Origin of the sequence: Streptomyces virginiae (assembly GCF_041432505.1) — a bacterium.
In the GTDB taxonomy this organism is placed as follows: domain Bacteria; phylum Actinomycetota; class Actinomycetes; order Streptomycetales; family Streptomycetaceae; genus Streptomyces; species Streptomyces virginiae_A.
This window is the reverse complement of the sequence record NZ_CP107871.1, coordinates 5,166,993-5,179,720: the sequence shown is the minus strand read 5'-3', so window position 1 is coordinate 5,179,720 and position 12,728 is coordinate 5,166,993. Positions and strand designations below refer to the sequence as shown.

Sequence of the window (12,728 nt, the reverse complement as noted above, 5' to 3'; positions counted from 1 at the left end):
GAAGGGCCCCGTCCCACCGCCGAAGCGATGGGCCGGGGCCCTTCAGTGCAACTTGGTGCCCGGTGAACGGGCTACCAGGTCAGAGCACGAAATTACTTCGTGATCTTGGTGACCTGGCCGGCGCCCACGGTACGACCACCCTCACGGATGGCGAACTTCAGGCCCTCCTCCATGGCGACCGGCTGGATCAGCGCGACCGTCATCTCGGTGTTGTCGCCCGGCATGACCATCTCCGTGCCGGCCGGCAGGGTGACGACACCCGTGACGTCCGTGGTACGGAAGTAGAACTGCGGACGGTAGTTGTTGAAGAACGGGGTGTGACGGCCACCCTCGTCCTTCGACAGGATGTAGGCCTGGGCCTCGAACTCGGTGTGCGGGGTGACCGAACCGGGCTTGATGATGACCTGGCCGCGCTCGACGTCCTCGCGCTTGATGCCACGGAGGAGCAGACCGACGTTCTCGCCCGCCTGGCCCTCGTCGAGGAGCTTGCGGAACATCTCGATACCGGTGACCGTGGTGGTGGTCTTGGTCTCCTTGATACCGATGATGTCGACGGTCTCGTTGACCTTCAGGACACCACGCTCGATACGGCCGGTGACGACGGTACCGCGACCGGTGATCGTGAAGACGTCCTCGACGGGCATGAGGAACGGCTTCTCGGTGTCACGCGGCGGGGTCGGGATGGCCTCGTCGACGGCGGACATGAGGCCGAGAAGCTTCTCGCCCCACTCCTTGTCGCCCTCGAGCGCCTTCAGCGCGGAGACGCGGACGACCGGCAGGTCGTCGCCCGGGAACTCGTACTCGGAGAGGAGCTCGCGAACCTCGAGCTCGACGAGCTCCAGGATCTCCTCGTCGTCCACCATGTCGGCCTTGTTCAGGGCGACGACGATGTAGGGGACGCCGACCTGGCGGGCCAGGAGCACGTGCTCCTTGGTCTGCGGCATCGGGCCGTCGGTGGCGGCGACCACGAGGATCGCGCCGTCCATCTGCGCGGCACCGGTGATCATGTTCTTGATGTAGTCGGCGTGACCCGGGCAGTCGACGTGGGCGTAGTGACGCGCCTCGGTCTGGTACTCGACGTGCGCGATCGAGATGGTGATACCGCGCTGGCGCTCCTCAGGAGCCTTGTCGATCTGGTCGAAGGCCGAGGCCTCGTTCAGGTCCGGGTACGCGTCGTGCAGCACCTTGGTAATGGCGGCCGTGAGGGTCGTCTTACCGTGGTCAATGTGACCGATGGTGCCGATGTTGACGTGCGGCTTAGTCCGCTCGAACTTCGCCTTCGCCACGGGGTCCTCCTGGAGAGTGGTTCTGTACGCCTTACAGATCGGCGCCAGGTGATCTTTGCTGGAAAGCCGGCCCCCCGGGGCAACGGATGATTACTCCTGTTGCCCCAGAGGCTCCGGTGACAAGCCTAAAGCGTGTACTCGGAAGAGTTACTCGCCCTTGGCCTTCGCGATGATCTCCTCGGCGACGTTCCGGGGAACCTCGGCGTAGGAGTCGAACTGCATCGAGTAGCTGGCGCGACCCGAGGTCTTGCTGCGGAGGTCTCCGACGTAGCCGAACATCTCCGAAAGGGGCACGAGGCCCTTCACGACGCGAGCACCGTGACGCTCCTCCATGGCCTGGATCTGGCCACGGCGGGAGTTGATGTCACCGATGACGTCGCCCATGTAGTCCTCGGGCGTGGTGACCTCTACGGCCATCATCGGCTCGAGGAGCACGGGAGAAGCCTTGCGCGCGGCCTCCTTGAAGGCCTGCGAACCGGCGATCTTGAAGGCGAGCTCCGAGGAGTCGACCTCGTGGTAGCCACCGTCGAGAAGCGTGACGCGAACGCCCGTCATCTCGTACCCGGCCAGGATGCCGAACTGCATGGCTTCCTGCGCACCGGCGTCGACCGAAGGGATGTACTCCTTCGGGACGCGTCCACCGGTGACCTTGTTCACGAACTCGTACGCCGGACCGTCGGTCTCGGTGATGGGCTCGATCGCGATCTGCACCTTGGCGAACTGACCGGTACCACCGGTCTGCTTCTTGTGCGTGTAGTCGTGACGCTCGACGGCCTTGCGGATCGTCTCGCGGTACGCGACCTGCGGCTTGCCGACGTTGGCCTCGACCTTGAACTCGCGCTTCATACGGTCGACCAGCACCTCGAGGTGCAGCTCGCCCATACCGCCGAGGATGGTCTGGCCCGTCTCCTCGTCCGAGTGAACGTGGAAGGAGGGGTCCTCCTCCGCGAGACGCTGGATGGCGACACCCAGCTTCTCCTGGTCACCCTTGGACTTGGGCTCGATGGCGACCTGGATGACCGGAGCCGGGAAGTCCATGGACTCCAGGATCACGGGTGCCTTGTCGTCACACAGCGTCTCACCGGTGGTGGTCTGCTTCAGGCCCATGACGGCGACGATGTCACCGGCGCCCACCGCGGCGATCTCTTCACGCTTGTTGGCGTGCATGCGGTAGATCTTGCCGATGCGCTCCTTCTTGCCCTTGACGGAGTTCAGCACCGCAGTGCCGGCCTCCAGGCGGCCCGAGTAAACCCGGACGAAGGTGAGCTTACCGAGGTGCGGGTCGCTCATGATCTTGAACGCGAGCGCGGCGAGGGGCTCCTCGTCGGACGGCTTGCGCTTCACGACCACCTCGGCGTCGCGGACGTCGTGGCCCTCGATGGCCTCGATGTCCAGCGGCGACGGCAGGTAGCGGACGACGGCGTCGAGCAGGGGCTGAACGCCCTTGTTCTTGAACGCCGTGCCACAGAACACCGCGGTGATCGTGGGCTCGCCCTTGCCCTTGCCGGAGTTCAGGATGATCCGACGGACGGCGGCGTGCAGCTGCTCGACGGTGGGCTCGTTGCCCTCCAGGAACAGCTCCATGATCTCGTCGTCGTTCTCGGCGACGGTCTCGACCAGCTTGCCGCGCCACTCTTCAGCAGCCTCGGTGTGCGTGGCCGGGATGTCGACGATGTCGTACATCTCGCCCTTGGTCGCCTCGGCGGACCAGACGAACGCCTTCATGGTGACCAGGTCGACAACGCCCTGGAAGTCCATCTCGGCACCGATGGGGAGCTGCATGACGATCGGAACCGCACCGAGGCGGTCCTTGATCATGTCGACACAGCGGTGGAACTCGGCGCCGGTGCGGTCGAGCTTGTTGACGAAGCAGATACGCGGCACGCCGTAGCGGTCCGCCTGACGCCAAACGGTCTCGGACTGCGGCTCGACGCCGGCCACACCGTCGAAGACGGTGACGGCGCCGTCGAGGACGCGGAGCGAACGCTCCACCTCGACGGTGAAGTCGACGTGACCCGGGGTGTCGATGATGTTGATGGTGTGGTCAACGTCTTCGAGGGGCCAGTGGCAGGTCGTCGCGGCAGACGTGATGGTGATACCACGCTCCTGCTCCTGCTCCATCCAGTCCATCGTGGCGGCGCCGTCGTGGACCTCACCGATCTTGTACGACACACCGGTGTAGAACAGGATGCGCTCGGTGGTGGTCGTCTTGCCCGCGTCGATGTGGGCCATGATCCCGATGTTGCGGACCTTGGCCAGGTCAAGCGAAGTGGTAGCCATAAGGCTTCGGTCTTCTCTCGGTCTCGATGTGGGGTGGGACTACCAGCGGTAGTGCGCGAAGGCCTTGTTGGACTCGGCCATCTTGTGCGTGTCCTCGCGCTTCTTGACGGCAGCGCCAAGACCGTTGGAGGCGTCGAGCAGCTCGTTCATGAGGCGCTCGGTCATGGTCTTCTCACGACGGGCGCGGGAGTAACCCACGAGCCAGCGGAGGGCCAGGGTCGACTGGCGACCCGGCTTGACCTCGACGGGGACCTGGTAGGTCGCGCCACCGACACGGCGGGACTTGACCTCGAGGGACGGCTTGACGTTCTCCAGCGCGCGCTTCAGCGTGATGACCGGGTCGTTGCCGGTCTTCTCGCGGAGGCCTTCCATGGCGCCGTAAACGATGCGCTCGGCGGTGGAGCGCTTGCCGTTCAGGAGGATCTTGTTGATGAGCGACGTCACCAGAGGAGATGCGTAGACCGGGTCGATGATGACCGGGCGCTTCGGGGCGGGGCCCTTACGAGGCATTCTTACTTCTCCTTCTTGGCGCCGTAGCGGCTGCGGGCCTGCTTGCGGTTCTTGACAGCCTGGGTGTCAAGCGCACCGCGGATGATCTTGTAACGAACACCCGGCAGGTCCTTCACACGGCCACCACGCACGAGCACGATCGAGTGCTCCTGCAGGTTGTGTCCCTCACCCGGAATGTAAGCGGTGACCTCGATGCCGGAGGTCAGACGCACACGCGCGACCTTACGGAGCGCCGAGTTCGGCTTCTTCGGGGTGGTCGTGAACACACGCGTGCAGACGCCGCGACGCTGGGGCGAAGCCTCAAGCGCGGGGGTCTTTGTCTTCTCGACCTTGTCCTGCCGGCCCTTCCGGACCAGCTGCTGGATCGTAGGCACTACTTCTCCGGTTTCTGTGTGCCGTGTAGTGAAACTAACCTGGAACTCCCCCGACCCACGCGGTCGGGTGTGTCGAACACTGCACGCTTTCACCGAAGTGAGTCGGGCGCAGATTGCGGTGTGGTCTTCTCGGCTCTCCGCGGGGTCTTACGCACACGCGGGAGCCCAGGGCACACCCCAGGCACAAGGTCAGAGCGTACCTACCTCACAGAGGTAGGTCAAAACAAATGCCCAGCACGAAAACCCGCCGCGCGCAAGTGGGGAGCGGCCCGATCGGCCCTCTGCCGCACCCCGGCGCCCTAAACTGACAGCTTGACCGGGCGCGGGGCGCCTACGCGTCGATCAGCAGGGAGCAGCACATTGGGGACCGTGGCACCCGAACCGACCACAGTCGACGCCCGCCTCCCGGCCCCCCGCAGACCTGCCCCGCACAGAACCGCCATCCGCCGGATCACCCGCACCCGCGGCCCCCTGCTGGCCTCACTGATCGCCTCGGCCGCCTTCTGCGTGGCCTGGGTGGCCCGCGGCGCCTTCCCCTTCGGGAACACCGGTCGGGCCCTGAACGACCAGGCCAACCAGTACGTGCCCTTCCACCGGGCGCTGTGGGACCTGGTCCACGGGCAGGCCGCCGGAGACCTGCTCTTCACCTGGCGCGGCGGCTTCGGACAACAGTTCCTCGCCGACTACCACACCTACCTCGGCAACCCCTTCTCCTGGCTGGCCGTCCTCGTCCCCCGCGCCCACGTCGACCTCGCCGTCTTCGCGATCACCCCCCTCACGCTGGGCGCCGCCGCGGCCGTGATGACGGTCTACCTCGGCAAGCTGCACCCCGGCCCGTGGTGGCAGCGGGGCGTGCTCGGAGCGACGTACGGCCTGTGCGGCTGGGCGCTCAGCGACGCCTCGTACATCCCCATGTGGCTCTGGGGCCTGGTCGCGTTCCCGATGCTCGGCATCGCCGTCGAGTGGTGCCTGGAGGAGCGCCGCTGGCCGGGCGTGGCCCTGCTGGTCGCGCTCGCCTGGTTCGGGAACTTCTACACCGCGATGATGGCCACGATGGCCGCCTGCCTCCTGCTGGCCATCCGCATGATCACGCGTGACATGACGGGCCGGCAGCGGCTGCGCGCGCTGTGGCGGGCCGCGACGGCCACCGGCACCGGGATCCTGCTGACCCTGCCGCTGCTCCTGCCGTCGTTCCTGGCCAGCGGGGCCGCGCAGCCCACCAGGGCCGCCGCCTTCGACCCCGTACGGATCGAGCTCTTCCTCACCGGCATGCTCCCGGCCACGCACCTGTGGGGCGGCCGCCCCCGGCTCTACGTCGCCTCGCTCGGCCTGATCCTGGCCGGCTCCTTCCTCCTCAACACCGCCGTCGCGCGGCGGACCCGCCTGGTGTGGGCGGTGGCCACGGCGCTGGTCCTCGCCTCCTTCCAGTTCCCGCCCACGCAGTACGTGTGGCACGGGCTGGCGGTGCCGAACGGCAACCCGTACCGCGAGACCTTCGTCTTCAGCGGGATGGTGGTGGTCCTGGCCTGGCTGGCGCTGGCCAACCGGCCGCGCCCGCTGCACGTGGCCCTGGTCGCGGGCCTCCTGGTGGCGGCCACCTTCGTCCTGCGGCGCGCCGACGACTTCGGCGGGTGGACCTGGCCGGCCGTGCTCGGTGGCGGTGCGATCTCCCTGCTGGCCCTGGTCCTGCTGCGGCTCGGCGAGAAGCGCCGGTTCCTGATCCCGGTGGCCGCCGCCCTGATGATCGGCGTCGTGTTCGCCGAGTCCACGGTGGCCGCCGCCAACGCGGACGCCCGCCGGTCCCGCGAACGCTGGGCCAAGCCCGTCGCCACGTCGAACCGCTCGATCGGCAGCCACTTCGAGGCCGTACGGGACGTCGCCGGCTGGCCCGCCCACCGGACCGACTCGGGTGCCCCGCAGAGCGCGTACAACGACGCCTTGGCGCTGCGCGCGGAGGGCCCGCAGTACTACAGCAGCTACCTCCCCGAGGCCACCTACCAGGCCCTGGAGCCCCTGGGCTACGGCTTCAAGAACGACGGCCGGACCTTCTTCGGCGCCGACGACCCGGTGCTCGACGCGATCTTCTCGATCGGCGCGCGGGTCCGCCCGGGGACCGCCCCGGGCACCTGGACGGCCTCGACGTTCCCCGCGCCCCCGCTGGTCACCGTCCGCACCGCCCCGTACACCTCCCCCTACACCTCCCCCAATCCGGCCGAGAGCGTCTACGCCCGCCAGGAGAACGTCCTGGGCGCCACCGTCCACGAGGTCCCGCCCGTCACCCGCGGCGGCACCGCCACGGCGCAGACGTACACCGCCCGGTGCACCCCCGGCTCCGAGGCCTACTGGTACTCCCCCGCCCTCTACGGCACCGTCCGCGCCGGGAACGGCCCCCAGCGGCTCCTGGAGGACCGGATGACCGGCGTGACCCCGCTGGGCACCGTCCCCGCCTCGGGCCAGGTCGACGTCACCGTGCAGACCCGTACGAAGGACGCGGACGCGGGCGCGTACCCGCTCGGCTGTCTGGACCGCGCGGCGCTCGACAGGACCGTCCGACACCTCACCACCACCGGCGCCACCGCGGTCGAGGTCGGCGGTCACTCGATCGCGGCCACCGTCCCCGCGCACACGGGGGGCACGGCCGTCATCGCCACGACCGCCGTCCCGGGCTGGCACTGCTCGGCCCCCGTCAAGCCCTTCCACGGCCTCCTGGCCATGGACCTCCCCGCGGGCACGGACAAGGTCTCCTGCACCTTCACCCCGAAGGGCCTCACACCGGGCCTGGCGGGCGCCGCCCTGGCACTCCTGACCCTCGCCGCGGTCCAGGTCACCACCCTCCGCCGCCGCCACCGCTGACCGCCCCGAGGTAATCCGTCGTTCCAGAGCGCTCGTATGCCGTTGTTCAGTACATTGACCGCCTTGATCACCGGGGCGGGGGCGACGGCAGATGACCAGGGATGCGGACCAGACGGGCGGCGGACTCGAAGACCAGGTCCCCTTCCTCGCCCGGTTGGAGGAGGCGGACAGCACGGCCTTACGGGCCCTGGGGCGCGAGGTGCGCTATCCGCCCCGCAGCACTCTGCTCCACCAGGACGAACCCACCGCCCACGTCCTGCTGGTGCTCCAGGGTTGGACCAAGGTCACGGCGGCCCACCCCAACGGCTACCAGGCCCTGCTCGCCCTGCGCGGCCCGGGCGACATCATCGGTGAGTCGGCGGCCCTCACCCGCCGTCCGCGCTCCGCGACGGTGACGGCCCTGGAAGACGTTCGCGCGGTCGTCATCGAACAGGAGCGCTTCCGCCTGTTCGTCGGCAACTCCCCTGCGGTCTCTCTGCAGTTGCTCGCCCTCGCCACCGACCGGACACGGGTGGCCGATCGGCGCAACCTCCAGTTCGCGTCGGTGCCGGTCCGCGAACGACTCGCGGTGCTCCTCCTGGACCTGGCACGGATCCACGGCCGACACACGGAGGAGGGAGTAGAGGTCGCCGTGCCGCTCACCAAGCAGGAGCTGGCGGGCGCCGTGAGTGCCTCCCGCGAGATGGTCCAGCGCGAACTGAAGGTCCTGCGGGAACGGGGCGTCGTCCACACGGGCCGGCGCAGCCTGGTGATCATGCGACCGGACGTGCTGCACCGCATCGCCCGGGGCCGGCCCCCCGCCCTGTGAGGCGCGGACCGTCCGGTTCAGTGCACACGGTCACATTGGGGTGCGTCATCCTCCCTCACGCAGCCCTGTCCGGGTGCCCGACGCTGCTCGCATGACACAGCCGCAGCCCCTCTTCCGTCACCTGGTCCTGATCGACACCGAGCGGTACAGCGACCGCGACGACGTCCAGCAGGCCTACCTCCGTCGCATGCTCTTCGGAATCGTGGACCGCGTCCTGATGTCCGCCGGCGCGGACCAGAGCCTGCGTCGGCGGGCCGACCGCGGCGATGCGGTGATGGAGTTGATCGACCCCGCAGTCCCGCTCACCGACCTGCTGCGCGCCCTGCTGCGGGACGCACCGGCGGAACTGCACGCCGTGAACCGGCTCGCCGCGGGCTCCGCGCAGCTCCGCCTCCGCGCAATCCTGGCGACCGGCTACGTCAACATCGACGAGTTCGACGGCTGGGTGGGAACGGACCTGAACAACGCCTGCCGACTCCTGGACGGCGACCCGCTGCGCGCCGCCCTGCGCGAACGCCCCGACGACTACGCACTCTGCGTCTCGGAGTCCGTGCACACCGGGATCGTCGCCCACGGCCACCTCGGCATCCCGAGCGACGAGTTCCACCGGATCACCGTCCCCAGCAAGAACGGCCCACTGAACGCCTGGCTCCACGGCCCCATCCCGACGGCTACGCCTGCCGCGCCCTCGTCCGACCCGCGGCCGGCACCGCGGCCCACCGTCCCGCAGCCCCCGGCCGCGTCCCCCACCGGCCTCGACTTCCGAGGTACCAACAACGGCGTCGTCGCCAACCGCGTCGAGGGTGGGATCACCTTCGGCGACCGGGGCGGGCGCCCGTGAGCGCGCAGGCACCGCAGAGCGCTCCGGACCCGGAAGCCGACGCACCGCCCGCGGAGGAGACCACCAACGAAGCCGATCAGCCTGCTCAGGAGCCCTGGGCCGCCCGCCGGGACCTGTACGCCCACACGCCGGAATCGATGGATCTGCGCTTCCGCGGAACCAACCACGGAGTCACGGCCCAGCAGGTCATCGGCGACATCATCACGGGCGGCAAGACCGAGCACCACTACAACTTCGCCGGCTACGGCGGCTTCGGTGGCGGACAGGTCTCCGGCGAGATCCCGGAACAGGCCCTGGAACGGCTCGCCGGCGACTTCGTATCGGAAGGCACGCCATTCGCCGAGCTGCTGAACAGACTGCGGGTGGAACGTGTGATCGTCCTGACGGGCGATCCATTCACCGGCCGCCGCACGGCGGCCCTCATGCTGCTGCACCGTCTCGGTGCCACACCAGTCCGGGCCCTTGACCGTGAGGTGACCCCGGGAGACCTGAGCCAGCGGCTGACCTCGACAGACGGGGCCGTGGGTCTTGTGCTGTGCGATCTGGACATCTCACGCGAGCAGCCGCTGCGGGAGGCCCACCTGCTGGCGCTGCGTGGCCGGATGCAGGAGCTGAAGGCGTACCTCGTGATCACAGTGGGCCACAGCCCGTACGTCGAGGACACCGTGGAACTCGCCGCCTGGATACCGCCCGAACCGGCGGCGGTCCTCGCGTCCCTGCTGCCCAAGAGAACGGATGAGGCAAGGGCACAGAGGCTGCTGGCCCTGCCCGCCGTCGCCGAGTTCCTCTCGCACGAACGGCAGATCCGCGAGGTCGTGCACTACGTCGCCGTCCTCACGCAGGCCGACGAGGAACGGATCAAGCAGTACTCGCTGGTCGCTCTGGAACGACAGGTACAAGAGTGGTTCGAGGAGGCCGAGACTCCGGTGCAGTTACGCGAGAAGGCCTTCCTGATCGCCCTTGCCTCGTTCGACAAGGGGCCGTACGCCCTGACTGCGGAGCTGAGCGATGTCCTGTACGCCGCCTTGCGCAGCACGGGGGACGAGAAGTACCAGAAACCGATACCGGTCTTCGGCACCCACATCGGCAAGCGTCTCCAGAACGCACGGGCGAAGCGCTATCCCGACAGGGAAATGACCGAATGGGGGCCGGTCACCCAGGTCAAGGCCGCCTTCCACGACGAGCGCGTCGCGCCGGTCGTGCTGCGCGAGGTCTGGACCGGCCACCCGGCAGCCCGCCCCGCACTGATCAAATGGCTCGACGGCCTTTCCATCGACGGGCGCCCCTTCGTACGTACCCGGGCGGCGGCCACGGTCGCGGTTCTGGCCTACACCGACCTGCCGTCCACCATGGCGCTCATCGTCGAGCGCTGGGCGGGAGCGAAGGAATCCCGGCGCCAGCTCACGGCAGTCAGCGCCCTCGCCCTGGCCCACCGGATCGGGGCCCCGAACATCCCACGGATCGTCGATACGTGGAGCACCGCCACGCAGGATCCGAAGCGTTGCTGGGTGGCGGTCCGTGCCTTGGGCCTGATCGGGCCCGAACGCCCGACGGAGGCCCTCGCCGCCCTGCGGGCCCAGGCCCGACACCAACACGACAAGCAGCTCAAGCAGCCCCGCATCGGGGTCGGCGACCAGCAGGTCGCTGCGGAACTACCCCAGTCCGTCGCTCTGCTGTTGCTGTCCTCGGCAGCCGAACATGCCCTGAGCGCCCTGCTGGCGGCCCTCGACGGCCACGTCTCCTCGCGGATGCTCGCCCTGAACGGGTTCCTCACCGCCTGCGAACGGCCGGATCCGGCAGCGTGCCCGCCGTTGCTCGGCCAGGCCGCCCGCTCCCCTCTCGCCGCGGAACGGATCGCTCGGCTGCTCGGGGTCGCGCTCAACGACCGTACGGCCAACGAGCGTGCCGAGAACGTACTGCGGAACTGGATCCGGGCCGCCGACTCCGCCCCCGGAACCGAGCGGACTCTCTCGGCCCTGCTCCCCTCGATCGTCGCCGACCCTCGCGACGGGGCACGCCTCAGCCACCTGCTCGACACCGTGCAGGGGCTGGACGGTCGACCCCGACCTGGGGTCGCGGACCGGTTGCGTACCGCACTCACCCGACCCCGCGCGCACGCCTGACAGGAGGACCGAGATGGGAAGCCCGCTGCACCGCTCCACCGACTGGGACCAACAAGCCGACCGGCACACCCCGCTGAGGGATCCTGTCGTCACCGTTCGCCAACTGGGCCGTCTCGGCCTGACCGGCAGCTCACCTACCCGTATCGATCACACCCTCGTCTACACAACCAGGCAGGGCTCCTTCGAGGTCTTCCTTCCGCCGCACCGACCTCGCCGTGTCCCCCGGCGCTATACCGCGGTCTACGAGGTCGACATGGGCGTTCATGCCGTACGAACCCTGATCCGGCTGCCCGGGATCGACGACGCCCACGAGTTCGAGGCGAGTGTCGAACTCGACTGGCAGGTCAGCGACCCGGCCCGCTTCGTACGCAGCGGGCACCGCGACGTACCCCGACTCCTCCTGAGCCAGCTCGAACAAGCCGCCCGCCCCATCACTCGCCGCTTCCCCATCGCCGACAGCGCGGAGGCCGAAGCAGAAGTGCTGGCCTTGGTTCGTGAAGGCAAACCGCTGGGCGAGGACGCCGGCCTGTGCGTTCTGTGGACCATCAGGCTGCGCCGTGACGAGGAGGGCATCGCCCACGCCCAGCGGCTGCGGGCCATCGAACAGGCGACCACCGAGGAAGTCCTGGCCGAGCAGGGCGGCGCCCGCGCCGACCTGGAAAGGGCCGTCCGCGCCCGGACACAGCACCAGCACCGGCTGGATCTGCAGGGTTACGAGGCTCAGCGGATCGACTTCTACCGCGAGTACCTGACACGCGGCGGGATCGACGCCTGGGCCATGCACCTGACCCAGCACCCACAGGACTCCGCGAAGGCCATGAGCAGTCTCCGCGAGGAGCAGCGCGAACGCCTGCAGGCTCAAATGGCCCTCATCAAGGAAATGCTGACCAAGGCGGGAACCGAACCCTTCGAGTTGGAAGGACCCCGGCGGCTCGCGATCGAGGCCTTCAGCGCCGTGTTCGGCAGGCATGTGCCCATCGAGGAGGGCTCCGGGAAGACGGTGGCCGAGCAGGCCACCGAGTCCCGCACGGAGCCCGATCTCCCGTATCTGCCCCCGCAGCCTGCGGCGGTGGACACACCCGCCTGGCAGCCGGTCGTTCCTCCGGATACCACCGCTCCAGAAGAGCCCCGGTGAACCCCGCGGACGAAGCAGCGGACAGGCTCCTCGCCGACCTGCGCGTCGAGGTCGCCCGCGCCGACAGCAAAGCGGCCCTGCTCGTCGGAGCCCTCGGGATGACCGTCGGTGTGGTGAGTGCGCAACTGTCCGGGCCGCACCGCTCCCCCGGTTCACTCTCGGGCTCAGGTGCGGCGCTCTGGTGGGCCGGTGCGGCGGCCCTCGCGCTGGCCCTGCTGGCCCTGCTTCTCGCCGTACTGCCCCGGTCACTGCGCTCGGACTGGCGGGCCGGAAGTCCGCTCGCCTACTTCGGTGACATCCGTTCCGCCGACCGGCAGGGCCGTCTCCTCGAAGCCCTCGCCGACACCGGTCACGACCCGGGAAGCGCGGTGCGTGCCGCGCTGGCCGCGAACAGCCGGATCGCGGTCCGCAAGCACCAGTGGATCCGCATCGGCCTGCTCGCCTACGGCTCCGGCGCGCTACTGCTGCCTGCCGCCCTGTTTCTCGGCTGACCCGAATCCAGCCCGTGGAGGCCTCGT

General features: G+C 68.9%; 10 protein-coding genes. 6 read left to right on the top strand and 4 right to left on the bottom strand.

Going from position 1 to position 12,728, the window contains the following annotated elements:
* Nucleotides 1-92 precede the first annotated feature (92 nt).
* The 4 genes from tuf to rpsL all read right to left on the bottom strand — a co-directional run bounded on the left by tuf (nt 93) and on the right by rpsL (nt 4,450).
* The gene (gene tuf / locus OG624_RS24175; RefSeq protein WP_030008455.1) at nt 93-1,286 is read right to left on the bottom strand and encodes an elongation factor Tu; all 1,194 of its coding nucleotides are present in this window, start codon (nt 1,284-1,286) and stop codon (nt 93-95) included.
* 147 nt (nt 1,287-1,433) lie between these two features.
* Nucleotides 1,434-3,566 (bottom strand): elongation factor G, encoded by a 2,133-nt coding sequence (gene fusA / locus OG624_RS24170; protein ID WP_033225050.1) that lies wholly within the window; start codon nt 3,564-3,566, stop codon nt 1,434-1,436.
* A gap of 39 nt (nt 3,567-3,605) precedes the next feature.
* On the bottom strand, nt 3,606-4,076 hold the full coding sequence (gene rpsG, locus OG624_RS24165; RefSeq protein WP_007265894.1) for a 30S ribosomal protein S7: 471 nt from the start codon (nt 4,074-4,076) through the stop codon (nt 3,606-3,608).
* Nucleotides 4,077-4,078: 2 nt separating this feature from the next.
* Entirely contained in the window at nt 4,079-4,450 is a 372-nt protein-coding gene (rpsL, locus tag OG624_RS24160; protein ID WP_007265893.1) for a 30S ribosomal protein S12, read from the bottom strand.
* Between the two features lie 369 nt (nt 4,451-4,819).
* Here rpsL and OG624_RS24155 point away from each other — a divergent pair, with 369 nt between their 5' ends.
* From OG624_RS24155 to OG624_RS24130, 6 genes are all read left to right on the top strand, one after another.
* Nucleotides 4,820-7,303, top strand: a complete 2,484-nt coding sequence (locus tag OG624_RS24155) for a YfhO family protein (RefSeq protein ID WP_371639832.1) — start codon at nt 4,820-4,822, stop codon at nt 7,301-7,303.
* A 91-nt stretch (nt 7,304-7,394) separates the two neighbouring features.
* Entirely contained in the window at nt 7,395-8,111 is a 717-nt protein-coding gene (locus OG624_RS24150) for a Crp/Fnr family transcriptional regulator (RefSeq protein ID WP_371588289.1), read from the top strand.
* Between the two features lie 91 nt (nt 8,112-8,202).
* Nucleotides 8,203-8,952, top strand: a complete 750-nt coding sequence (locus tag OG624_RS24145; protein WP_371588288.1) for a hypothetical protein — start codon at nt 8,203-8,205, stop codon at nt 8,950-8,952.
* The gene (locus tag OG624_RS24140) at nt 8,949-11,075 is read left to right on the top strand and encodes a hypothetical protein (RefSeq protein ID WP_371588287.1); all 2,127 of its coding nucleotides are present in this window, start codon (nt 8,949-8,951) and stop codon (nt 11,073-11,075) included. The genes OG624_RS24145 and OG624_RS24140 overlap by 4 nt, the downstream gene beginning before the upstream one ends.
* A gap of 13 nt (nt 11,076-11,088) precedes the next feature.
* Nucleotides 11,089-12,210: a hypothetical protein gene (locus OG624_RS24135; RefSeq protein WP_371588286.1), complete on the top strand. Its 1,122-nt coding sequence runs from the start codon at nt 11,089-11,091 to the stop codon at nt 12,208-12,210.
* The gene (locus tag OG624_RS24130; protein WP_371588285.1) at nt 12,207-12,701 is read left to right on the top strand and encodes a Pycsar system effector family protein; all 495 of its coding nucleotides are present in this window, start codon (nt 12,207-12,209) and stop codon (nt 12,699-12,701) included. Before OG624_RS24135 ends, OG624_RS24130 begins: the two co-directional genes overlap by 4 nt.
* Nucleotides 12,702-12,728: the final 27 nt, after the last annotated feature.